15 protein-coding genes, 3 tRNA genes and 2 pseudogenes are annotated in these 25,080 nt (G+C 36.5%); 6 read left to right on the top strand and 14 right to left on the bottom strand.

The annotated features are described in order from the left end of the window. Positions 1–680 precede the first annotated feature (680 nt). A complete protein-coding gene (locus LEP1GSC049_RS218760) occupies positions 681–4,478 on the top strand; it encodes an Ig-like domain-containing protein (RefSeq protein WP_016560654.1) in 3,798 nt (1,265 codons plus the stop codon). A gap of 346 nt (positions 4,479–4,824) precedes the next feature. Here the strand turns inward: LEP1GSC049_RS218760 and LEP1GSC049_RS218765 are convergent, their stop codons facing one another. Beyond that, a complete protein-coding gene (locus LEP1GSC049_RS218765; RefSeq protein WP_016560565.1) occupies positions 4,825–5,745 on the bottom strand; it encodes a TIGR01777 family oxidoreductase in 921 nt (306 codons plus the stop codon). Between the two features lie 70 nt (positions 5,746–5,815). Here LEP1GSC049_RS218765 and LEP1GSC049_RS218770 point away from each other — a divergent pair, with 70 nt between their 5' ends. Next, positions 5,816–6,436: a hypothetical protein gene (locus LEP1GSC049_RS218770; protein WP_004754724.1), complete on the top strand. Its 621-nt coding sequence runs from the start codon at positions 5,816–5,818 to the stop codon at positions 6,434–6,436. Between the two features lie 364 nt (positions 6,437–6,800). Here LEP1GSC049_RS218770 and LEP1GSC049_RS2000000229345 read toward each other — a convergent pair. The 8 genes and pseudogenes from LEP1GSC049_RS2000000229345 to sppA form a co-directional block, all read right to left on the bottom strand. Beyond that, positions 6,801–6,875: pseudogene (locus LEP1GSC049_RS2000000229345) on the bottom strand (Imm7 family immunity protein); the annotation flags it as partial. A gap of 328 nt (positions 6,876–7,203) precedes the next feature. Next, positions 7,204–7,279: transfer RNA gene (locus tag LEP1GSC049_RS218775), tRNA-His, on the bottom strand. A 16-nt stretch (positions 7,280–7,295) separates the two neighbouring features. Beyond that, positions 7,296–7,372 (bottom strand) — tRNA-Arg (locus tag LEP1GSC049_RS218780). A gap of 17 nt (positions 7,373–7,389) precedes the next feature. Continuing rightward, positions 7,390–7,461 (bottom strand) — tRNA-Pro (locus LEP1GSC049_RS218785). Between the two features lie 35 nt (positions 7,462–7,496). Continuing rightward, a complete protein-coding gene (locus LEP1GSC049_RS218790; protein ID WP_004763368.1) occupies positions 7,497–8,204 on the bottom strand; it encodes a tetratricopeptide repeat protein in 708 nt (235 codons plus the stop codon). A 278-nt stretch (positions 8,205–8,482) separates the two neighbouring features. Further along, positions 8,483–9,235, bottom strand: coding sequence for a 5'/3'-nucleotidase SurE (surE, locus tag LEP1GSC049_RS218795; RefSeq protein WP_004754323.1), 753 nt, complete (start codon positions 9,233–9,235; stop codon positions 8,483–8,485). Then, positions 9,232–9,831 carry a hypothetical protein gene (locus LEP1GSC049_RS218800; protein WP_004758097.1) on the bottom strand — a complete coding sequence of 200 codons (600 nt, stop codon included), beginning with the start codon at positions 9,829–9,831 and terminating at the stop codon, positions 9,232–9,234. Before LEP1GSC049_RS218800 ends, surE begins: the two co-directional genes overlap by 4 nt. 7 nt (positions 9,832–9,838) lie before the next feature. Further along, positions 9,839–10,792, bottom strand: a complete 954-nt coding sequence (sppA, locus tag LEP1GSC049_RS218805; RefSeq protein ID WP_004754059.1) for a signal peptide peptidase SppA — start codon at positions 10,790–10,792, stop codon at positions 9,839–9,841. 642 nt (positions 10,793–11,434) lie between these two features. On the opposite strand from sppA, the gene LEP1GSC049_RS218810 reads away from it, so the two are divergent. Continuing rightward, a complete protein-coding gene (locus tag LEP1GSC049_RS218810; protein ID WP_004758107.1) occupies positions 11,435–14,560 on the top strand; it encodes an efflux RND transporter permease subunit in 3,126 nt (1,041 codons plus the stop codon). 1,017 nt (positions 14,561–15,577) lie between these two features. On the opposite strand, the gene LEP1GSC049_RS218815 is transcribed toward LEP1GSC049_RS218810, so the two are convergent. The 5 genes and pseudogenes from LEP1GSC049_RS218815 to LEP1GSC049_RS2000000229240 form a co-directional block, all read right to left on the bottom strand. Further along, a complete protein-coding gene (locus tag LEP1GSC049_RS218815; RefSeq protein ID WP_025186032.1) occupies positions 15,578–17,230 on the bottom strand; it encodes a hypothetical protein in 1,653 nt (550 codons plus the stop codon). Positions 17,231–18,452: 1,222 nt separating this feature from the next. Then, the gene (locus LEP1GSC049_RS218820; protein WP_000805070.1) at positions 18,453–19,124 is read right to left on the bottom strand and encodes a response regulator; all 672 of its coding nucleotides are present in this window, start codon (positions 19,122–19,124) and stop codon (positions 18,453–18,455) included. Next, entirely contained in the window at positions 19,121–20,182 is a 1,062-nt protein-coding gene (locus LEP1GSC049_RS218825; RefSeq protein WP_004755055.1) for a sensor histidine kinase, read from the bottom strand. The genes LEP1GSC049_RS218820 and LEP1GSC049_RS218825 overlap by 4 nt, the downstream gene beginning before the upstream one ends. Positions 20,183–20,264: 82 nt before the next feature. Beyond that, on the bottom strand, positions 20,265–21,554 hold the full coding sequence (locus LEP1GSC049_RS218830) for an LruC domain-containing protein (protein ID WP_004755397.1): 1,290 nt from the start codon (positions 21,552–21,554) through the stop codon (positions 20,265–20,267). Positions 21,555–22,689: 1,135 nt separating this feature from the next. After that, positions 22,690–22,923: pseudogene (locus LEP1GSC049_RS2000000229240) on the bottom strand (hypothetical protein). A gap of 3 nt (positions 22,924–22,926) precedes the next feature. Between LEP1GSC049_RS2000000229240 and coaE the strand changes: the two are divergent. The 3 genes from coaE to LEP1GSC049_RS218845 are packed head-to-tail and all read left to right on the top strand — an operon-like array spanning position 22,927 to position 24,991. Then, positions 22,927–23,550, top strand: coding sequence for a dephospho-CoA kinase (gene coaE / locus LEP1GSC049_RS218835; protein ID WP_004768949.1), 624 nt, complete (start codon positions 22,927–22,929; stop codon positions 23,548–23,550). Next, entirely contained in the window at positions 23,547–24,290 is a 744-nt protein-coding gene (locus tag LEP1GSC049_RS218840) for an SPOR domain-containing protein (RefSeq protein ID WP_004755038.1), read from the top strand. The genes coaE and LEP1GSC049_RS218840 overlap by 4 nt, the downstream gene beginning before the upstream one ends. Positions 24,291–24,343: 53 nt before the next feature. Next, positions 24,344–24,991 carry an FFLEELY motif protein gene (locus tag LEP1GSC049_RS218845; protein ID WP_004758133.1) on the top strand — a complete coding sequence of 216 codons (648 nt, stop codon included), beginning with the start codon at positions 24,344–24,346 and terminating at the stop codon, positions 24,989–24,991. Positions 24,992–25,080: the final 89 nt, after the last annotated feature.

Genomic DNA, 25,080 nt, shown 5'->3' with positions numbered 1-25,080 from the left:
AACAGAGAATTTACTCTATACACTTTTATTTTTTGTAGAAAAATAAATTTTGAAAACTAAAAGATAACGATTTAACTTCTATTCGAAATTACCGTTTTGAGATTATGATCAAATTAAAAATTCATTTTATGAAATTTCCCAAAATGTAAGATCTTTTAAGAATAGATAAAAAATAAATTTTAGAATCTACCTCTAACATCATTTAGGTTGAATATAAAAATTGAAATACTTTTTCTGAAATTAAAAAATTCCGATAAAACATTCAAATACAGAAAAAATAGATTCAAATAATCTGTTTTACTTATAAATCCGCCTAACATAAGCAATTCTTTGTACGATTACTCAATTTGCCTTATATTTAAGCTATTTATTTAGATGATATAGTTTTGTATTTTCAAGTTATAAAATAATCTAAATTCTTTTCTTTTTTCTTTTTGAAAAATGGAAAAGAATTTTTAAATGAAATTAAACCTATGTACTTATTATCATTTTTTTATAATAAAGTGTTCACATTAGTGATTTTGACAGAATCATTAGTCCTAAATGAGTAGATACTTTGGATCCCAAAGTTTATCGTTCATGTTATAACTCAAAGAGATAAAGACTGATTATATATGCTATTATACCGATATACGTTCGTCGCAATAAATAGAAAGCTCGGAGTATGTTGGAGGTTCGATATGCAGAGAATTATAAAAACCATTTTATTGGTTCTATTTTTCATTTGGGGAATCAATTGTATTAACGGAAGTAAAAATTCCCTGCCTTTCTTTGCTTACTTGGATTTGAGTACAAAAGGAGGAAATTCTTTTGCGATTGCACAAATCACTCCAGGTTCAGGTGTATCTGATATTCCTCTAAATACTTCAATCCAAGCGACTTTTAATAGTGCTTTTGATTCTTCGAGCGTCACTTCTTCTACTTTTTTTCTTAAAAAAGGTGGAGATCCGATCTTAGCGACTTTACGTTTAGATAAAAATACTGCTGTTCTCACTCCTAACTCTGCCTTATCTGCTTCAACAACTTACAGCGTAACAATTTCCAAAGAAATTAAATCTGAGGAAGGAATTTCTTTAAAAGAAGATCTTACCTGGAATTTTACTACGGCTACTATAATAGATGCAGTGGCTCCTGCTTTATCTTTAAGAATACCTGCCGCTGGTGCTGCTCTTATTTCCAATACAACATCTGTACAAGTGGCTTTTACGGAAACAATGGATTGTACTACTATTGATAATGTTTCCCTTATACTTAAAAACAATGCTACAAATCTAGTAGAACTTTCCGGTGTAAATTGTTTGGGTTCCAGTGCCACCTTAAGTCCGAATAACCCTTTAACGCCAAATACTACTTATCGCGTTGAAGTTTCCGCTTCCATGAAGGATCTTGCCAATAATCCGCTTCCAGGTCCACAGAACTGGACTTTTACTACAGGGGCTGGTCCAGATAACACTCCTCCTGCACTTTCATTCGCATCTCCAAGTCCTGGTGAAACGGGTATATCAGTGAATTCTGCTATTGGAGTCGCTTTTGATGAACCGATTCATTGTGGTTCGGTTCCTGGAAATTTTGTTCTAGAAGAAACGCTTGTTCCGGGAAATAATGTAGGTGTAACTCTAACCTGTTCGGGTGCAACTGCTTCTATAACTCCAGTTGCAGCTGCAGGTTTGGACTTCAATAAATCGTATAAAGCTATTCTCACTGCAGGAATTACAGATTTATCATCCAATCCAATTACACCACGTACTTGGACTTTTACTACGGGAGCTGCGCCAGACTTAACACAACCTACTGTTACATTTACGTTTCCTGCTGTGAATGCTACCGGAGTAGGTGTGAATATCAATCCTACTGTAGTTTTTAGCGAACCGATGGCGTGTGGTACTGTAAATGCTGCTTCTTTTAGATTGAAACAGCAGGCAACAGGAGTGTATTTAGTTGGAAATGTTGCTTGCTTTGGAACCTCTGCAACCTGGACGCCAGACCCAGTTAATCCTTTCGCATTTAATACAACATACACGGTGGAAATTAATGCGGGAGCTCGCGATAGCGCCAATCTCCCAGCTATTCCATTCTCTTGGAATTTTACAACTGGACCTGGACCGGACTTGACCGCACCGAGTGTAGCTTTTGTAACTCCTACAAATGGATCTACAGGATTACCTATCAATTCTGGTGGAAGTATTGCTTTTGATGAAACGATGAATTGTGGAACAGTTTTGGGAAGTATCAGTATGGATGATGATATTACTACTCCACTTTCTACAGTACCTTTAAACATTAACTGTAACGGAAATACTGCTACTTTTGCTCCGACAGGACCCTTGGCATTTAACACGACATATACGGTAACGGTTGCTCCTACTGCAACGGACGCATCGGGTAACCTGATCGGGACTTATAGTTGGAGTTTTACAACAGGAGCGGCACCGGATGTAACTCCTCCTCAAATTTCTTTAGTAAGTCCTTTACCTGGAGCAACCGGAATATCTACAAATTCTAATATTACGGTTTCCTTTAATGAAACGATTAATTGTTCTACGTTGAATCTTACGGTCAATAATGGAATTTCTTTAACAAAGAATTGTTCCGGAGCATCTGCAACTTTTACTCCTACTGTACCAACTCCTTTTAACGCTGGTACTAATTATGCTGTTACTTTGGCAACTGTAAAAGATCTACAAGGAAATACGATTCTTCCTGACCCTAGTTTGACTTGGAATTTTACAACTGGATTAGCTCCGGATGTTACACCGCCTACAGTTGCAATTCAAAATTTAAGAACCAATAGTACGATAGAATCTGGGTTTGTGATCGGAACTGCGGCTGACGCACGTGGAATTGCAAGTATTGAAATTTCAATCGATGGTGGAGGTTTTACAGGTGCAGGTATAATCGGAACTACTTCCTGGAAATACCCTTTACCTACGGGAGCTGCAACTTGGAGGTCAAACTCTCAACATACAATTCAAGTAAAGGCTACTGATACTTCTAACAATGTTACTACATCAGCTATGATTACTGTGAGAAAAGGAACTAACAAAGATATTAACGGGGACGGTTATTCGGACTTAGTAACTGCGGAATATGGACAAGGACTAGTCTATATTTTCCATTCATCTGGAACTGCGGGTATTACAACTACAAGTGCTCCTTTTGCAAGTCGCACAATTGTAGGAAATGCCGCAATCCGATTTGGAAAAACCGTCGCTACTGGAGACGTTAATGGAGATGGATTTGCAGACGTAATTGTAGGCGCTCCGACTGATGTTGTGGGCGGTGCTCCGGTCGGTCGAGTTTATATTTTCCATTCCTCCGGAACAAATGGCGTGATAGCTTCGTTTTCGGGTTTTGCAAACAATACTCTCACTGGTAACCTTAATGCAGATCGATTTGGTGATGCACTTGCAACGGGAGATATCAACGGAGACGGATATACAGATGTGATCGTCGGTGCTCCTGGTTATAATACGTCCACGGGAAGGATTTATGTTTTTCATTCTACCGGAGGAGCCGGTATTACAACTGTAACCGTAAATGGGGCCGGGGCTGGAGCTAGTTCCTTTAAAACTGGAAGTGCTACTGGTGATAGATTCGGTTATTTCATCTCTACCGGAAATATGAATGGAAATACGGGTGGAGGATTTTCCGATGACATTGCAGTTGGTGCACCTGGTTTCAATAATGGATCTGGAGATGATTGGGGTAGGGTTTATATCTATTATGGTTCTACTCCCGGTGGATTGACTGCAGCTGCACCTAATACAATTACGAATAATACTGTACTTACAGTAGGATTTCCGGGCGGACCAGCTCTATTTGGAGCCTCTGTCTCGGTTGCCGATATTAATGGAGATGGTTTTTGTGATGTAGTCATAGGGGCGCCGCTCTTCTCACAGGCGATCGCTCTCCCACTCAGCCCGTTACAGGGTAGAGTTGCTATTTTTCTTGCAGGTGCTGGGACTGGTGGGATAGCGAGTACAACTGTAGGTGCAGCGGATCGTGTTATTAACGGAATTGTCGACGGACAAACGATTGGTATGTCCCTTACTGTCAAAGACTTGGATTCTGACGGTAGAGCCGATATAATACTTACCTCCGTAAATCCAAATGCCGTTCAGGTATTTATGACTCCAACTGTAGGTGGTATTGGACCTGTTAGCGCTGATACTAACACTGCAAGCGTGACTATAGCAGGAGTTCCCGGTTTAGGATTTTCCGGAAGTTTTGCCGGGGCTCCTGGCGTTCCAAGTCCTAGTAGTTCTCTTTCCAACGGTGATATTAATGGAGACGGTTTGATAGATCTGATCATTGGTGGAACGAACAATGCGGTTCGTGTTTTTCATTCTGTAGGCGGTGCCACTCCTGTTACCAACAATCCTGCGGCAGCGTCGAGCATCATTTTGGATTCCGGTTTGGTAGGCGGAATTGGTGGGGTTGGCGCGAATTCCAATGAGTTTGGAGCCGGCCTCTATTGAGGCAGTTCGTATCTTTCACTTTGTAGATGGAGCTACACCGATAACGAAGATCCTACAACTCCATCGAGTCTTATGGGTGGAATTTGGGGACTGCTTTGAATTCAAACGAATTCGGAGCTGTTATGTATTGAAATCAAAAAGGGTTCACACTGGGAGATTTTCTTTCGATGTGAACCCTTTAAATTTTTATGAAATAACTTTGTTTACTAAACTTACAGAACCCCAAGAAAGTTCGCAATGTCCAGATGCGAAGGTTTCTGTGGTAACTTCCGCATTTTATTAAAAACTTCTAAAGGATTATCGTTTATGTCTTTAGAGACAATTTCAAAAAATTGGTCTTAAAAAATCAAGACTCTGATCGTAGCAGATTCTGAAGCGCAGTTTCTAATTCTGGATATAAAAAAGAAAATCCGGACTTTTGTAGTTTTTCCGGCGCAACTTTCTGGCCTTTTAAAATTACGTTTGCACCTTCTTCAAAAAGAATTTTTAAAACTGTTGCTGGAACTTTAAAAACCGCAGGACGTTTTAAAATCCCAGCGAGTGTTTTCGAAAAAACTTTATTATTTACCGAATTCGGTGCTACTAAATTGAACGGTCCGGAAAAATTAGGATTTTCTAATAAATGAATGATCGCGTTAACTGCGTCTTCGATGTGAATCCAACTAAGAATTTGATTTCCAGAACCCAAAGGGCCGCCCAAACCCAAACGAAAAGAAGGGAGCATACTTTTCAAAGCTCCTCCTTGAGGACTTAAGACGACTCCTGTTCTAACTTGAACGAGTCTGATTCCAAGTTTTGAAATAGGTTCGGCGGCTGTTTCCCAATCCACACATAAGGACGCCAGGAAGTCTTTACCATAAGAAGAATGTTCTGAAAAATTTTCTGTGTTATCATCATAAGAACCATAATAGCCGATCGCAGATCCTTGAATCAAAACCTTAGGTAGAGTGTCTGCAATTTTAGAGATAGAGGAAACTAAACTTTCCGTATAATCCACTCTAGACGAACGAATTTCTTCTTTCACTTTTTTTGTCCATCTAACTCCGGCGATAGGCGATCCGGCTAAATTTATGATTGCATCTAAATGTTTTAAACTTTCTGGTCTTGGAAAACTTTCTCCTATAACTTCTAAATTTTTTTTACCTTGAAGAAGTTCAGGAATATTAGAGAATCTACTTAGAATTCTTACGGAGTATCCTATTTCTAATAAACGAAATGTAAGATTTCTGCCGATCAGTCCGGTTCCACCTACAATACCTATTTTCATACTTAATTACCTTTTGTCGTAGTTCAAAATCCTGATTGCCCATTGTGGTAGTTCCCACACTTTTGATTTTATGATTCCTAAAAGTCTATTACCAAAAGTTTTAGTTTTTATTTTTCCGGTTACGATCATTTTGGGGAATCTTTATCTGTTTTATAATACAAAGAATAAAATCGAAGCATTTACGATTCAACCTCCATTTTTAGCTTTTGATTTTACGAATTCTTATCTTTCTAATAGAAGTTCCAGAATTCGCAATCTTCTAGATCGAAATCCTTCTACAATGTGGTTTAAGCTTCGTAATTCGGTTCAGAAAGAAGACTTTTTAGTTGAGTTGCGACAAACACATCATCTTAAAAATCAAAAACCTGAAATTTCAAATTGGAAAACCCTTCATGTTGTAGGCTGCAAAGAAACCGTAAAAATATTGAAGCTCGGTATCATTTTACGTGAATCGATTGATATGGATACTGAACTTAGGTTGCCTAAGGACAGGGTTATAGGAGAAAAATTTTTGAATTTTTCCGAGTCTAAACATTTTAAAATTCCTTTAGATTTGTATTACAAACCTGAAATGAGTGAGAAGTTCCCACAAGATATGTTTATCTGGACGATTCATGGAACTTGGATTGCAAAAGATTCTGATTTTTCAAAAGAATTTTGTTTAGAGGACGTTTGGTTGAGCGAAGACTAAAGCAAGAATTACCGGTTTGTTATTTCTTTAAAATTAGATTAACGCGAGTTCGGCATAATCCAATGCGAAAGGGATCAATGTGAGGGAACTCAGCTCCGGTTAAGTTATTGTGAAATTCCAAACCAGATTAAATTTTTATAAAATACCAATAACTTAACCTACAACGCGCCTCATAGGAAGCCATAACCTTACCCACAAGTTGAATAGGATTTTAGAATCAGAAGGCTCAAAAACGCACATTTTTCAAGTGTTCCGACAAGAATGAGTCTTTTTACTTGCAAAAAGCATGTTTTTCTGATAGAGAAAAGTCTTCCGAATTTCTCCACCTCCGCCCCCACCCAAAAATAAGGGTGGGAACTCAGTTTTACAGAGGATTTGTCGTAATTCCCACAGATTTAATATTGAAATCTAAATACTTGTGGGTAAGGTTATGATAGGAAGCGTTGTGCTTTAGTTCATTCATCCATCCCTTTCGCGTTACGCCCTGCTCACGTTAATACGAATTTTTAAACACCCATTTTTTGAGATTGTAGTTTGCGAGAGATCCTACATTTTTTTTACAGAAAAATTAAATTTCATAAAATAAAAATCTTACATCAAACTCACGTTAAATTTAAAACCTTAAAGATTTGATAATGAATAACTACCGAGAAGTTTATAAATGTTTAGATGTGATGTTTTTTTATGTGGGAACTACCACGTTATAAAAAACTTGCGATTGGCTGATTTTTTTAGGACAGATTTTTTAGTAGGAGTTTCTACAAAACTGGGGAGAACGACGGGAATCGAACCCGCGACGGCCAGTACCACAAACTGGAGCTCTACCAACTGAGCTACGTTCTCCGTTTCTTGCTGATCCTGGTGACCCGAGAGGGATTCGAACCCCCGACCCACTGCTTAGAAGGCAGTTGCTCTATCCAACTGAGCTACCGAGTCTTGGGAGGATCGGACAATCGGGATGATAGGATTTGAACCTACGACCCTCTGCTCCCAAGGCAGATGCGCTACCCCTGCGCTACATCCCGTTTCCGACTCCATGTTTTAAAAAATAATCGCACTGTCAAGTAGAGTCTTCCGCTTTTTCAATGTGCCATAATATCTCAGGATGTGTAGGAGATTTTAAGAGAGCTTTTTTAAAAGCTAAAACGGCTTCTTCTTTTTTACCACTTTTGAAAAGAAGAACACCGAAAGAATCCAAATAAGCTGGATTATCAGGTTCATTTTTTAAAACGGATTTTAAACAATCAGTGGCCAACTTCCATTCTTCCGGGTTAGGGTTCCTTTGATTTAACAATAAATAACCCAGAGAATTTAAACTGTTTTTATAATCGGGACGTAATCTAAGAATTCTCTTATGAATTTCTATCGCGTCCTCTATCTTACCAGATTTTTCTAGAGCGAATGCCTTCATAGAAAGAATTTTTAGATCGTCCACTTGAAACTTGAGACGTTCTTCACATCTATCTAACGCCTTTGAATATTCTTTATTTTGAATTAACGCATAAACGATCATCAAAATAGAATTTTCTCGCTCGCCGAATCTAGGAAATTTTTCAAGAAGTTCTTCTAAAATAGAAACGCATTTTCTATAATTATCGGTTCTTACGCAACATATTGCAAAATTGTAATATAATTCTGGATCTTCATTTCCAGAAGAAATTTCTCGATCGATTAAAGTTAGTGCAAAAAGAAAATTTTCCTTATTGATTTCCTGAAGAATTCTTTTTTTAGCGGAAGATTTTTTTTTATTTTTATCCTTGTCGGACATTTTATATTTTACCTAACAATAATTATTTTAAATGGATCTCAAAACGTTGCCGAATGGATTGATCTATATTTTTATCTTCTTTAAAAGTTTTACTCTAAGGATTTTATAAAATCACCGTTTTGCAATTGTCATTCAATAAAAAATTGGTTTTATAAAAGTTATCGATTTCTATCTTTGAACAATAAACAATTAAACCGCTTTGCCGAGTTTGAACGCGATCCATAAAAAGTAGCATTGAGTTTTTTTATTCGTCTAGATTTTTTTACAACGGATTTACGTTAAGAGATATTCCTACTTAAGGAATCTGCAAGTTCCGTTAAGTTAGAAAAATCAGTTTGATCTAGGGATAAGGGAGTTAAGGAAATTTTCCCCGAGAAGAATGCAGTAAAATCCGTTCCTTCTTCGGTGGAATGTCCTAGTTCTGAACCACCTAAGTAGAAATCAGAGATTCCTCCGATAATATTTTTTTGGGAGTAAGTATCTTCGTAAGTGCGTTTGCCTAACTTTGTAACTCTTAAATTCTCTGCTGAAGATGTAAAATCAGATGGAAGATTCATGTTATAGACGATTCCTATTTTTAACTGGGAAGAGTATTCGTTGATAAACTTTCGAACGAATTCAGCTTCTCTAATATAATCATAATCTTTAGTGATATTTCCAGAACTGACCGCCAAAGAAAGTCTCTTATGTATAGCACCATGCCTGGCCGCTCCGACGGTTCCAGAATAATGAACGTCGTGACCCATGTTTACTCCTCGATTGATTCCGGATAAAACTAGATCAATTTTCGGAAAAATTTCTCCGTGCAAACCTATATTCACGCAGTCCGCTGGATAACCGTCTACGATATAATGATTGTCGTTGATTCTTTCTACTCTCATAGAATCGTAAATCGACAAGGCCATGGAAGTGGCGGATCTTTCCCGCAAAGGGGCGATTAAATAAGTATTGTGCTCTTTCTGAAGGATCGTTTCTAACGCTTTAATACCAGAAGAAGCAATACCGTCGTCGTTTGTAATTAAAATATTCATAAAATCAAATGTAGTATGGAACCTGAAATATAAAAATAAAATATAAAAGGAAATGCGCCGGAAAAAAACACCGCTGTTAAGGAAAAACGAAACGCATCCGTAGTTTTTAAATCGTAAATAAATTGGATTCCTTTTGAAAGGATTGTTACATAGTATCCGATTAGAAAGAATAGAATTAAGAAATAACCGATTCCTCCAGTCATACCCGTTTCACGTAACAGAATGGCAATCGGTGTAAAAAAAGCAAAGATCGCCATCCCGAAACGACATAGATTGTACGAAAAATGCACGTTACCCGTTCTTTGCTTTTTTTGCGCGTGAAAATCAATCACCGCTCCTAAGATCATGGGAAGAATGGAAATCATAGATAAATTTGCAAGAAACGATAATCCGATCATCCCTAAGGAATTCCCAGTGTAAGGAGGGGAAATATAAGTTGCACCAACGGAAATACTTAAAGCGCTTGGAATCAAAACGATCCAAGAATACAAATTTAGATTTCTTTCGGAAATATTTGCAAGTGCTGTTTCTAACCGAATCGGTTCGTAGATAGAAGCTTCCAATAATCCGAGTATTGTATTGAATAATTCTTTCAAAAGAATCCTACCTGATCGCCTGAGGAAGAATTATGAGCACAGGGGAATTTTTGAATTCTTTAAAGAAGATCCTTTCGCCAGAAAAAGAATTCATCTTAGATCCTAACATCATAAACAATCTATCGAATGGAGATTCATCTTCCTCATATAAAGGTATTTCTCCATCATATTGGCAGAGTCTGGATAATTCTTCCAGGGCCTCTTTTCTTCCGCCGATTTCATCCACGAGTTTATTTCTAAATGCGTCTTGTCCCGAATAGATTTTTCCTTCCGCAAGATTTTGAACTGACTTTACGGTTTGATTTCTTCCTTTTGCTACGTCTTGAATGAATTCGTTATAAGTATCGGATAACATTTTTTGAATCATCTCATCTTCTTCAGGAGTGGAATCTCGAAATAAGGATAAGGAATCCTTATACTTTCCTTCTTTATAAGTTCTCATTTTGACTCCATAACGATCTAAAAGTCCTTTGATATTTGGTGCCATCGCAATGACTCCGATCGATCCTGTGATCGTTCCAGATAAAGCAAATATCTTATCCGCGGCAGAGGCGATGTAGTAACCGCCCGATGCCGCCATGTCTTTCATGGATACTACGATCTTTCTTGTTTTTCTAAGTCGCATTAATTCGTTATAAACTTCCTGAGAGGCGCCAACCGTTCCACCGGGAGAATTGATTTCGATTAAGATTCCTTTAATATTCGGATTTTGTTCTATATCTCTCAGTTTTTGTAATATGCTTTCTGAGCCGGTCGATTCAAAGGTAGAATGTCCCGAATGAATCTCGCCTTCTATCTTAATCAGAGCGGCGCCAATAGGAGCCGTACTAAAAAATGTTCCTCCCGTGGTTCGAGAGTATTTCGAAGTTGTAGTCGCCAGAGAGATATTCACAAGTCCGATCAATATGGACAAAGTGGTCAATACGAATGTGATTGCTAATGCTAGACGGTTTCTTTCCACACTTGAAATCAGATTCTTCCCCGCAATGGTGTCAAATGAGATTTTGTCTGAGTTCTCACATTTTAAGAATTCCTGAGGCTAAAGAAAATAGAATTTGTATTGAAGTTTGTGGGATGAGAAGCCGAAAATTTTATCTTTTTGTTATTACTCAGAAATTCTATAGCAGAGAATCAGATATTTTTCACTCAAACAGAATCTTGTAATTAAAATTTACGATATTTATTTTTGTAAGGATGAGTAGTCAGATGGATCCATTTTGAAATTGGCTCGGCTTCAGAATACGGGTAAATTTCGATTCGCTCGTTCTAAATAGAGAACGGAAGAGGTAGGAGTCTTTTTTCAGGATATTAAAGATGGTAATTATATTTTGTTTTCCTAATGTATCTTTCATTGATTGCTTTTTCTATTTTCTAAACGGGGGAAGAATCTCCCCTCGCTGCATCCCTAGGTTGCATTTTTTCTAAATTAGAAATTTTGCATTTTTGAATCCTTTTCGGGCAATTCTTAAGTTTTTAAAAGGCTCGGACCAACACCACGTTCAGACGAATTTGCTTTCCTTATTTCTGTCCTCTGAATTCACATTTTCCAGTTTGACAGTAGATCAGGGCATTCCAGAAACTGATCTGTCAGTCAAAAATAAATATGAAATCACTTATAGAATCCTTTATTCAAAATCGACTTTTTATGTATTTAGGGATGATTTTCATCTTTTTATCCGGAGTTGTTTCGCTGATCGGATTACGAAGAGATGCATTCCCCAATGTGGACTTAAAACAGATGGTGATCTCTACAAAATTTCCAGGAGCGTCCCCTGCAGATGTAGAACTCAGAGTCACTTATCCTATAGAAGAAAAACTCAAAGAAATAGATGGAATCGACGAGATCCGTTCTTTTTCTAGAAATTCCGTTTCGGATATAGACGTCCGAGTCAGTCTGGAGGAAAAAGATCCGGAAAAAGTTTTAAATGAAATTCGAAGAGCCGTAGACAACGCGATGGCCGAGCTACCGGCTCAAGTTACCGAAAAGCCGAAAATGACGGAGCGCAAATCAGGGTCTTTTCCGATTATTGAATTTTCCATTTTTGGAGGAAAAGACGAAATCGAACTACATACCACAGCCGAATTTGTAGAACGGGAACTTGAAAAAATCCAAGGTGTGGCTAGGGTGGACGTTTTCGGTAAAAGAGATAGAGAATGGCATATTTTAGTAAATGCTAATAAACTAAAGCAGTATTCTCTGGACTTAAATGATATTGTAAATACGATTCGGAATAGAAACATCAATCTTCCCGCCGGTTCCGTGGATTCGGAGGCTGCATTCGATTTGAGAATTGACGGAGAATTTAAAAATCCTTCCGAAATTGGAAAAATCCCTACAAGAACAAACGAAATTTTCTCTGCGGTTAAACTAGGAGATATTGCAAGGGTAGAAGATACTTTTGAATATCCTAGATTTCTTGCGATTGCAAATGGAAAACAAGGTCTGATTCTTTCTGTGATTAAAAAAGAAAGATCGGACGCGATTGATGTTGCAGATAACGTTCACAAAAGATTAGACGAACTTTCCAAAACCTATCCTTCTGGAATGAAAACTTTTGTGTTAAACGACGAGGCCAAAAGGACTAAAAACAGACTTAACGTAGTTTCTTCTAACGCTTTGATCGGATTTACGATTGTATTTGGAATTTTATTTCTATTTTTAGATTTTAGAACGGCTACACTGACTTCTCTTTCATTACCGTTCTCCATGTTAATGACTTTTTCGGTCCTTCCATTTTTTGACGTATCATTTAACATGATTTCTATGATGGGTTTGATCATTTCTCTCGGGATGTTGGTGGATAACTCCATCGTAATTTCGGAAAATATATACACTTATCTTGCTGAAAAAAATGATTCGGTCACTGCATCGTTACGCGGAACCGTGGAAATGATCGTTCCGATTTTCGGATCTTATCTCACGACTGTAACGGCGTTCCTGCCAATGTTGTTTATGACTGGAATTATGGGGAAATTCATTTGGGAAATTCCTTTAGTGGTGATTGTGGCGCTTACGGCGAGTCTGATAGAATCGTTCCTATTTTTGCCGGCAAGGATTGCTGCGTTTGCAAAAACTCCCGATCAGATGAAGATCAAAAGTAAATTTCGTCTTAAGATGGATTCAATTTTTCATTCTATCGAAACAAATTTTTCTAAATTAGTTTCTTTTAATATTCGACATAAGAAATCTTCGTTCGCGGTCATTTTATTGTTGGTATTTGGTTCCTGTGGAGCCTTGTCTCAGATGGACTTTATACTTTTTCCAAAAGAAGATATAGAAATCATAATGATCAAAGCCGAATTTCCTCCTACTTCCAGAATTTTTCAAACTAGAGAAAAGATGAAATACATGGAAAGTATCGTACAAAAAATTCCTACAAAAGAATTGGTCAGTTATTCCACAAAAATAGGAGTACAACAAACCGATCCAGATGATCCTTTATCTCGTTTTGGTGAAAATTTGGGAGTAATCTTAATTTATCTGACTCCGGAAGTAAAACGAGAAAGAAAAGCGACTGAAATTCTTCGTTCGATTGAACCGGATCTTAGAAAAACCCCCGGTTTAAACGAAATCTTTTTAGAGGAATTTGGAAATGCTCCTCCGATTGGTGCTCCGATTACTATTTCTATTCAAGGAAAAGATTATGAAACTCTAAAGAAGGTTTCAAGTGAATTACAATCATTTTTAAAATCGATTCCCGGAGTTTTTTCGGTTCGAGACGACTATCGATATGGCCGTAAACAGATGTATATTCAACTCGACGAGGGATTGGAAAGTTTTACTGGGGTTTCTACTTTGTCCGCTGCGAACGGGCTGCGTGCCGCGTATGATGGAGAAAGGGCGGGAACTGTTCGAAAAGGAAGAACAAAGATATATTTGAGAGTTCTTTATGATAGAGACTTTCGAAAAAATCCGAATGAAATTAAAACGATTCCATTACGCAATAAGGCGGGAAATATTACAAATCTTGCAAAGATTTCTAAAATGGATTTGATCGAATCTCCGGAACTTCTCGCGCATAAAGACTTTGATCGTGCCATTACCGTTAACGGAGATGTAAAGTTAGACGAAATTACAGCACACGACGCAAATCAAAGAGTAGCCACGGAATTTAAACCATTGATTGAAAAACAATATCCCGGAATTACGATTACGTTTGGAGGAGAAGAAAAGGATACACAAAGATCTATGGCTTCTCTTGCAAAAGCGGGGATCATTGCTATATTCGGTATTTTTGGAATTTTGGCTCTTACAATCAAAAGTTTTTGGAAGCCTGTCTTGATACTCAGCACGATTCCTTTAGGAATTATAGGAATTGTGATCGGTTTTCCTCTTTCTGGAAAGTCTATTAGCTTTTTAGCAATGATCGGTATTATCGGTCTCGCTGGGGTTTTGGTAAACGCTTCGATCGTTTTAGTAGATTGTATCGATTCTATCCGAAAAGATTCCAAGGCAAGTATGGACGATATTTTAATAGAAGCAAGTCAAAGAAGATTCAGGCCGATTCTTTTAACAACTCTGACTACGGTAGCGGGTTTGTTGCCTACCGCTTATAGTCTTGGTGGTTCCGATCCGGTTCTTATTCCTATGACACTTGCTTTAGGTTGGGGTTTAGGTTTTGGAACATTAGGAAGTCTTTTATATGTTCCGGTCACCTTATCAGTGTTTAATGATCTTACTACTCGATTCAAAGAAAAAAATCAAAAAAGAAATAAGAGGTTTAATTAATAACTTTATATTTTCTTAATGTGAATTTGATATAAAGAAAATCGGAAAAAGTAGTAGTTTTTTGCATTTGTGATAAACTGCTAAAACTGCTAAAACTGCTAAAATTTCTAAGTTTTGTGGTAGTTTCCGCAGATTAAGTTTTTTTGGAATGTAAGGTTTTTAAATATTAGAGTTGTTGAAAAATTAATTCTTGATCTTGTTTGTATTGGATTCAATGGACAATTGAAGCAATTTTACGAATCTTCACTATGGAATTTTTCAACAACTCTATTTTTTAATTCAATTTTTGCATGAGTTTCCCGAGCAGAAGTTTTAACTGAGTTCTATAAAATTAAATATTTTGAATTTTTATTACAAAATACTGTTTCGAAAAGTTTAATGCTTTGCGTCGAACTTATGTTAAAAAATTTGTTAAAGTTCTTGCCTGACCAAGAGACGTAATTTTGTAGAAACTGCTTTAAATTTAAAGCGAGTTCGACGTAAGAAATCCGTTCTATCTTTTTGTAAAAAATAAATGTGGGAACTACCACGTTTTACAAAAGTTTACCGACAAAATGGTTGTGGGAACTCATACAAACTTCAATCACAAAAAAAGAATGTTTAAAGATCTGTACTTTTAGTTTAGAACAATTTAAAGTAATCGATTAGGGTTAAATCGAAACAAAACTTTCAAAGAATCTAATATAAAAAGAAAGATAATTTTTGTTACTATTTGGACGTATAAAAACAGTACCAAAAGTTAACAATCAATTTTACCAAAGATGCGGGAAGCTATTGAAAAAATAGCGTTTAACTTAGATTTGTTGACTTTTTGAAGGAGTCCCACGTTCAGCATAAGTAATTATTTTTATACATCTGAGTAGTAGTAAACTTTTATGAAATTTAAAGGAAACTTCTATAAAATCCCAAAAGAATCATTGTCTAATCAAATTTTTGCGTAAAATCGCCATTTTGCGACTATTACAAAAATGAAAAAACTATTATATAGAAGTTCCTTTGTTTCTTTGACAAGTCGGATTAATAATCTTGCCTATAAATTGCTCCGCCTGAAATATTTTCAGGAGAGGAAGTTCCAGTCCAAAAGTTTGCTTGGAATTGAAGATAAACCGTTCTTGCGTCCCGATTATCCGCCGTGTTGATAAAATAATTTTTAGCAGTATTAGTATGAATGACCTGATAAAAAAGCTGAATCTTATAAAGATGATAATCGCCTAACAGGTTGATTCCGGCCCAATAAATGTAATAGGCTTCCCCTGGTTCGAAAGTCTGATTTTGGTTCCAGTCCCCTTTCAAAAATTCTCCTTTGAGAACCGGCATGATATATTTCGATCCGCTAATATGAAAATTATAACCGATCGTACCGTGATAACCCATCACTTGATTGGCCCCCGAACCGGAAAATTTACTCCAAGCTCCGTTTAAATAAAATCCCTTCCAGGTAAAAGTCATATCATATGTATGACCTACGATACCAAAATTCGGTCTTCCTGGTGTTGTAATCGTTTTATCTGCAAGATAATCGGATTTTAATCCGGTTGGATCAATTCCGCCTGTAGGTGTAGTCTGCTGAATTGCAAGTCGAGTAGGAGTTTGATCCTTAAGAAGGAATTCCACCGGAACCGGTTGTGAAGTTTTAAGTTGAGTCGTCTGGGCCACTGCAGCACCTAACGATAGTTTGGCGTCGTCTTGAAAAATTTCGTCGCCTTCGACCCAGCCTATGTCTTTATCCTTTTTTATCAATCCGCCGAATACGTTGTATTGAATTCTTCCGTAATAAATTGGTGCGAGTAATTGAGGAAGATTTTGACGTGCGGCCGTATTATCTTGTCTTCTACCGTAACCGTAGTCGCCACCACCTCCGTGGCCGTTTCCGATAAAGCCGTGGAGAGATAAATATCTCGTATATTTTTTATCAATTGCTTCTAAAGGATGAATCGCGATCATTGCGCCTGTATCAAACTGAGGAAGCATGTTCGTGACGATCGATCTTTCCAAAGAAATGAAATTTGCAGAACTTTGAATATACTCTCTGTTAAATGGAACGTTGATTTGTCCCAAAGTGATACGAGAACTAAGAATTGGAATGTTCATCCAAATGACTGCTTCGTGAATTAAACCTCTTGAATCGTTGAGAGTTACGTCTTGAACGTCACCAGTGGTTTTATTTTTTGTTACTCTTAAAAACTGACTATTGATTGCATTTTCTAAGCGAAGCTGAGTTGCAAATCCCCACCACTTCGCACCTTGATAAAAGAAACCAAGACGAAGTCTTCTGAAGTTTGCGTCTGCAGTGTGAAAATCTTCGTTGCCGGAAAATGCGGAATTACGATCCCCGCTGACTCCGCGAAACTGAGTTCTTGCAGCGATTACCAACTTTTCCTCGTTTAAATTTTCAGGTCTATGTTTGTAATGATTTGGAAGTTGCATATCCTTACGTTCCGGAAAATTTTCCTTTTCGAAGGAATCAATCTTCGTACGATTTGGACCCGGCTTTGTATAAATTAATCCCGTGTCATTGTCTTCGTAAAATTCCTTTTTCGGTTTGGAATCTACTCCGGCTGGTTTTTCCTGCGCGAATAATCCAACTTCTGTGAGTAAAACTAAACTAAAAATTTGAAAACCGATTTGTAACTTTCTACTTCTTTTATTACGTTCTCTTTTCTTTTCCATTTCAAATGCCGGTATAAGACCGTTCCTTCTTCTCTGTTTGAACCATTTGTAACTTCTCTGAAATTTATATTTCATTTCGATTACAACTAGATGAAGAGAATATTTCAATTTGATTACAAGTTTTGAGCTTTAAAGTAATGTATTTGTAAGACGTTATAAAATTTAGAAATACGAATGTAGAATTTTTTCTTTAAAAAGTTCGAAACGTTTTCTAAGGGTCTATCAAAATTTTTTCAATATTAGAGTTGGTTGAGAAATTCCATAGTGAGGATCAGCAAAACCAGGTCTATTTCAATACAACGGAAACAGATGGAGAATTGGTTTTTTGACAACTCTGTTTTAAAAGAAAAGAAGGACTGATTCAAAGAACGGTTGTGGGTTATAGATAATAATGATCGTATGAATAGAATAGAAACCATCCTATTTTAAAGTGAGTTTGACGTAATAAAATTAGGGCGAATCCGGCTTGCCACAGGCAGCCGGACCAGGCTCTTCGCTCTGGTCAAGTTATTGTAAAACTACAGAATCAGATTCAATTTTCATAAAATACCAATAACTTGATCCTAAAACGCTTTCGTAAAAAGCGTTTTGCTTTAGTTCATTCAGCGATCCCTTTCGCGTTATATTGAACTCACATTATTTTAGCTTTTTTAAATGTGGGAACTATCACGATTTATAAAATAGAAGTTTATAACAATTGAATCTGTCGTATTCAAGTGTGGGAACTACCGCAAAATTTAAGTTTGTCTGTAAAATGATGTGGGAACTACTGCAAACTACGATTTTACGAATAAATGCTAAAATTGTAGGAACTCATACTTTTAGAAAATTTTTACTCACGCCGAACTAACGTTAAAATGGGATTTAAATTTTGATGATGGTCGTAAAACAGTGATTTTATGCAAAAATCGGATGGGTGATGATTTTTTTTGTATTTTATAGTAGTTCCCACAATTTTTAAGGTTTAACTGATAAATCCATGATTTGTGAGAGTTCCCACAGATTAAATCGCATTACAAATTTTTAAATATTTATTTTTTGTGGAAAAAATCAAGATTTTATAAAACGAATCTATTACACTGAATTAACGTTAGTTTTCATTTATGAGAAATAGAAGATCAAGAATGTAAAAACTATTTTGAAGGTTAAGTCGTTTTTACATATCGGAAGGTTTTTAATCTCTCAAAGTTCTTGAAAAAACAGAACTTCGCAAAATAAATAGTTAGGATTCGATCAAACCCGCGCGAATCGCGTACATTACTAAATCTGCAACCTTATGTAGATCCAGTTTTTTCATGATATTGGCGCGGTGAACTTTAACCGTGGCCGGCGAAATCCTCAATATTTTTCCGATGGATTCGTTGGAATTTCCTTCGGCGACTAATTTTAAAATTTCCCTTTCTCTATCCGAAAGTACTGAAAACGCTTTTTTGGCGTCTTGATTATCTTCTCCCGGTTTTCCGGAACCTACAAAGCCGGATAAAAAATGCGTCGTTATCCCCGGACTTAAATACGTTTCTCCTTTGTGAACCGCTTCGATAGCGCGAAGAAGATCGTTTCCCGCGTCGTCCTTTAATACATATCCGTTGATACCTAATTCTAATAATTTTTGAACGTATTCCTTATTATCATGACGGGAAAGAATGATAGTTCGAATATTCGGATAATATTTTCTCAGATTTTTTACGAGATCGATTCCGCTTAACCCTGGCATTGAAATGTCTGTGATGACTAAATCTGGATTCAATTTGCCGATTTGATCTAATGCTTTTTCGGCGTCTCCGGATTCGCCACAGATTTCGAAACCGGGTTGTCCGGAGAGAATCATCTTTAATCCTTCTCTAAGAATTGCGTGATCATCGACTAAAAAAATTTTTGTATCGGTAGGCTTCATGTTTTTTTGGCGTATGTGTTTTTGTTTTTTTCCAAAGGAATTCGGATGATAAACTTAGTTCCTTTACCAGCAGAAGAATCAATCTTAATTTTACCATTTAAATCTTCTACTCTTCTACGGATATTTTCAAGTCCAAAACCGGATGACCTGGCTCTGACCTTTCTTTCCTGAAAACCTATACCGTTATCTTTAGCGTCTATAAACAACTGTCTTCCTTTGACTTGAACCTTGAGGGAAATTTTACTTGCTTGAGAATGTTTGATTACGTTTTGAAAGATTTCTTGAACGATTCTAAAAACCTGATTGGCCACCATAGGTTCTAGATTCAATTTAAGATTTAAGTCTAAATCCGCTTCTACGTCCATAGGTGGAAATAGATCCGAACTTAAGGATCGAATTGCGGCTTCTAAGCCGATTTCTCTAAGTGTGGAAGGATGTAAGTTTGTATAAATATCTCTCAGTTCTTGGCTTGCCTTATCGATCAAAAGAAGTCCCGTATCGAACTGCGCACCGTAAACTTTAGGATTTCGATTGTATGCTTGGAAATTGAGTTTTGCTGCAAGAATGGTTTGACCGACTCCGTCGTGCAATTCTCCGGAAAGTCTAATTCTTTCTTCTTCTTGGGATTGTAGAAGTTGGGTATGAAGACTTGCGATTTTTCTTTCCAATCTTTTGTTTTCTGTAATGTTTTTGAGGATGATTCCTATATGATCTCCAAAACGAAATACAGAATAACCGTAATAGATTTTTTGTTTTCTAAATTCTTGGTTTTGTATTTTTCCCCATTTAGATAAATTGATGTTTGATTTCATCTCTTCATGATCCACCGGATTTAAGTTTAAAATCCGAAACAGATTTTTACCGATCAAACTACGGGAGCTTCCTGCGAATTCTTTTTGAAAGGATTCGTTTGCAAACAGAATCGTTTGAGTATCGTCAATTGCTACGATGGGAGAAATCTCTTTAAGAAGATTGAGAAAAAATTTAGGCGAAAGACCCGGTTTCAATATCGTTGTTGTGGTAAGACGTTTTTGATTCTTACGTTTCAAATCCTGCATAAGAGGTTAAACACTTTTGTTTGACCTCGAAGAAAGAAAAGAAAAAAAGAATTCCCAGGAAAAAATTCCTGGGAAAATGAATTTAGTTCGATGCTGGAAATACTTCCGAGGAAACCGGAGTTAGATACCAATTGTGATTTGTATTTCCCATGGATTCGTACCAAGATTTAAAAGAAGGATATGACTTACGAATATCCGTACTTTCATAAGGCCAGAGGAAATTTCCGGGAACTAATAAGGCCCAAGGAAATCCAGTAGAATCTAAATAACGATCCTTTCCGTTGGTATCAAAATATCTTTTTGGAAAATGTATTTCCTGATTGGTATTGATCACTTTGATAAACGTGTCATATGGAGCAGATCCTAAGGTTACTCGGTTGATTGCATTTTGTAGAATTACTTCTAAACTTGCGGACTTTCCTTTTTTGAAAGTGGTGCTGGTTTTAGAAGAATTTGAAGATAGAATCGTAGTATTGGATCTCGGAAGAATTTCTAAAGAAGAAATTATAGAGTTACCGCCGGTAGAGTTGTATTCTACGGTCGAACCGTCGTATCCATATCGAGTAAGAGAATACGATGAAGCTGCGATTTGTGGAATCGTAAGATGTAAAGTGTGGTTATAACCGGCTCCTTTGGCTACGTGAGTAAAGTTGGCCCGTATTCTCGCCACTTCTCCTTTTGCGTTCCAGTCTTCTTCAAATACGGCTCTTATATTATAGTCATTAAAGTCTGCGTCTCCCTGGTTCGGATATAAGTCTTCAAATGAAATTGTATAATATCCTTCGGCCGGATAACGAAACGTAGACGCACGGGTAGGATCGTTTGGATACGTATCGTCTCGATCTATAATTCCGTCTCCGTCCGTGTCTGGAAGAATTACGTTATTTCCTTTGATTACTACTGTAATTCGTCTAGAAATACTATAAGCGTTGATGATTTGGATTTCCGCTTCATAAAGTTGGCCGAATGCCTGCACTTTGAGTAAAACTTTATGAGTTGTTTCGTCGATTGTAAAACTTCCCTTGACTTCCCCGTTTTCCGAAGTTACCGCTCTGAAGATAGATTTTTGAGAAGTATTATCTATATTAAAAATTTGTACTAAACTTCCTGAAATAGGGGATTCCGGACTGAGAACCTGAACGTTTACGTTTACCGTTTTTGTAGTATCGAAAACGAAATCCACCGGGGCGGTTTCATCGTTGATTACAATACTGAACGGTTGTTCTCCGGTTGGAGGTGGAGACGACTGGTTGGGTTGCGTTAGGCTTAAAAGCCAGAGCAGATTGGGATCTTGAGAATTCGTACAGGCATTAATTCCGATCAGAAGAACCCCTATAAAAATCGTATTTGTTAGTTTTTGAAAAATTCTCATTTTTGTTTCATTCCTTAGCGTCTTTTATTCTCTCACAAACGGAAATAGTGAACAATAGTCTCAAGTACGTATTTTATTAAGCGAACAGGGCTAAAATGGAATTAAATTTTTTACGGTGGCTTTTAGTTATAAACTCACTTTCAACCACTCGCTTGGATTGTATCTAAATTTGTTTTTATTTTTAAAAAGTCCAAAACTAAACGTTTTAAAATCAAATAAGTTTTTTGAAATTTTGGAATAAGGTTTACCGTATATTCAAAAAATATTTTATAAAACTTTAGTCTTATCGTAAAAATAATTAATTATACTTTTATATAGAGGGAATTCGTATAAAAATAGAGTTGTTGAAAAATTCCATAGTGAAGATTCGTAAAATTGCTCCAATTGTCCATTCAATCCAATACAAACAGATCAAGAATTAATTTTTCAACAACTCTAATGAATTTTTAATTTGATGATGGCATGGCGTTGAAGCAGAGGTCTTATGTAGGAGTTTAATTTTTTCTATGGAGATATATAAAAGAATAATATAAATTTATTCAAAACTATATAATAAAATGTCTAACCCAATAGTTTTATACGTTAATAACAAAGTTTTTGAAAATGGATTCTCTATCTGTTTTCACTTCATGGAAACGGTTGAAGGAAACAGTTTTGTTAATCGTCACTTTCAATAACCCTAATGTGAGTTTAGCGTAATAAAGTTTGGCGAATCCGGACTGCTCTCTCAGATTTAGTCAATAAATTGTATGAAAGAAACTTAATGCGATAATTTCTCTTTAGTTTCAATTTATTATAGAACTCGATTTGTTGAGCGATCCAGAAAACTAAAGAGAATACCTCTCTAAGTATCCGCATTTAGGAAGAGATGTTTTAAGTTCAAGAAGTGAGACTCTGAATTTGAAAGAGAGTTCTGCTGTGTGCTTCAATCGCTTTCGTATTGGATTTGATCGAACTTACTTGAAACGACTCTTTGTGATAATGTTTAGGGGTTCAATTTTATAGGAACGAATGGGATCAATCGTACTTTCTTGATAACATCTTTGTAGTAAGACCATTATTTTTAGATTTTATAAAGAATTTTTAGAAATGTTAATAGGAAATCAGACTGAAAGAATTAATTCTGAAATAGAAGTTACGATTTAGAATGTGTAGGAACTATTACACGTTCGTTCAACTTTTTTGTTAAACTGAGAGAAAGCGTTAGAGAAAATTTTGAAATTGTTCGGTCTTTCATGATAAAAATTATAATAGTTCCTTTCCTACATTTTGAAATTTTACAGTAAAATCTGGATTATATAGTAGTTCCCACAAGAACCGCCGTTGGATCTTTTTTGCTTGTACTTTTGTCCAGGTATTCTATCTTCAACGTATGCAGAATTCCGATTCTGGTAAAAAAACCTTTTTGATTGGGATTACCGGAATGATCGGAGGAGGTAAAAGTACCGCAGCTAAAATTTTGGAAGAATTGGGATGTTTTAGAATCAATGCAGATCGTTTAGCAAAACGTTATACGGAATCGGATTCTCCTATCTTAACCGAACTTGTGGAACTTTTAGGAAGTGGGATTTTAGATGATCAAGGAAAGCCGGATAGGAAAAAAATTTCCGAAATTGTTTTTAAAAATCCGGAAAAATTGTCGGGACTGAATCAATTGATTCATCCTTTGGTTAGAAAAGATTTTCAAAAAATTATAGAAACGACTGCAAAAGGAAAAATGATAATTTGGGAAGTTCCACTTTTGTTTGAAACTGACGCTTATACTCTCTGCAACGCGACTGTAACCGTGGATTCCGATCCGGAAGAATCGATTTTAAGAACGATTTCGAGAGATGGAGTAAAAAAAGAAGACGTTTTAGATAGAATCAAAAACCAACTTCCTCTTACGGAAAAACTAAAAAGAGCCGATTATATTCTTAGAAATAAAGGGGATATAGATTCTCTCAGGGAAGAATGTAAAAGTTTATACTCCATTTTATTGGGAAAAATGTTATGAAAGAAAAAATTTTTTATGTGATCAATCTGGATAATAAGAGAATTCTAATTTTATCCACGTTCTTAATTGGATTGCTTTTCTCGTTCTTTTTATTGGGAGTATCGGTCGGTAAAAAACGCGCGGCTGATTCTGGGGTAGATTCTTTAACGTTAAACGAAAATAAAAACCAGGAGATTCAGAGTTCGATTCCTTTTTCTGAACCGGGTCAAATTCCAAATGAAAGTAATTATAAAGTTGCCTCCGCTGAAATTCCGCAGGCAAACACCGATTTACCTTCTAATACAAATTCTCAAGATTCAGTGACTTTTAAAAACATTCCTCCGGCTGCAGAAGTTGTTGATTTGAAAAAAACTAAAATAAGATCAACTAACGTGGAAAAGGAAAATCACTCTTCGATCGAAACTCTTTCGGTTAAAGAGCCGGAAGATTCTAAAACCACTAAAAAAATCAAACGAAACGAAGAAAAACAATCTAAACGAGTTTCTGTCAAATCCTCATCTGACGAAGAATCGGATAAATTTACGCTTCAAGTAGCCGCATTTAAAGAAAAAGAAAAAGCGGATGAATTAGCAAAATCGATTTCTGGTACGGTGAAAAAAATAAAAGCAAACGTCAAAAGATCCAGAAACGGATATTATACGGTTCGGTTCGGATCTGATTCCTCTAAAAAAGGAGCGGAAAACCTTGCAAAATTTTTGCCAGCTAAATTGAGATCCGGAGCCATCGTAGTCAAGGATTGATTTTTATATTGACCTAAGTTACGTAGCCTACGAAATCTGTTTCTGAATTAAGAATGGATCAACAGGTGTTAGAGCTAACGCGTAAAGCGGTTGTTCGCGCGACTATCGAGAGGCTTCGTACAACTTATTCGGATCTTCTTGTTATCAAAGGATACGATGGGATTCCGGATTTTTTCGAGTTCAATTTATATTCTCCTTCAAACAAGGAAGAAAGAGATAACGCTTTAGAAAGTCTTTATGAAAAATTGAAAACGGTCGCTGGTAAATCCATGACCGAAAACATTCATCAGATCATTCTATTAAATCGTTTGACCGACTCTTTGGATTATGACACTGCAAAGATTGTGATCGAAAACAATCTTATTGAAGATGGTAAAATTTCTAGAAATAATTTATACGCAGCAATGGGCGAAGCGAATCGTTTCGACGAAAGAAAAACCCAAATCCAAATGGTCGGTAATACTCTTAAATTCTTTTTTTCCCTTTCCAAACTTCCTATGATTAAACTCGTAATGGCTCCGATCAAAGTTGCCGCTTCTATGGTAGGCGCCAACTCTTTGGTGGAAACGATGGAGGCAGGATATGAATTGTCCAGCAAGATCAAGGATCTGAATCCTTTTATAGATGCGTTTCTAGATAGAGAGATTCGTCTGATTGCAAAATTAGAGACTGGACATCCTGTGGGAGAACTTGCTAATTAACGTGAGTTCTAAGTAAATAATCTGGGTGAATCGGCTCGCCCACGGGCAAACCTCCAGTTCTGGTCAAAAATTGCATAAAAGAAACATAA

Source organism: Leptospira kirschneri serovar Cynopteri str. 3522 CT (assembly GCF_000243695.2).
GTDB lineage: Bacteria > Spirochaetota > Leptospiria > Leptospirales > Leptospiraceae > Leptospira > Leptospira kirschneri.
Note: the sequence above shows the minus strand (reverse complement) of the source record. Positions and strands in the feature narration are given on the sequence as shown.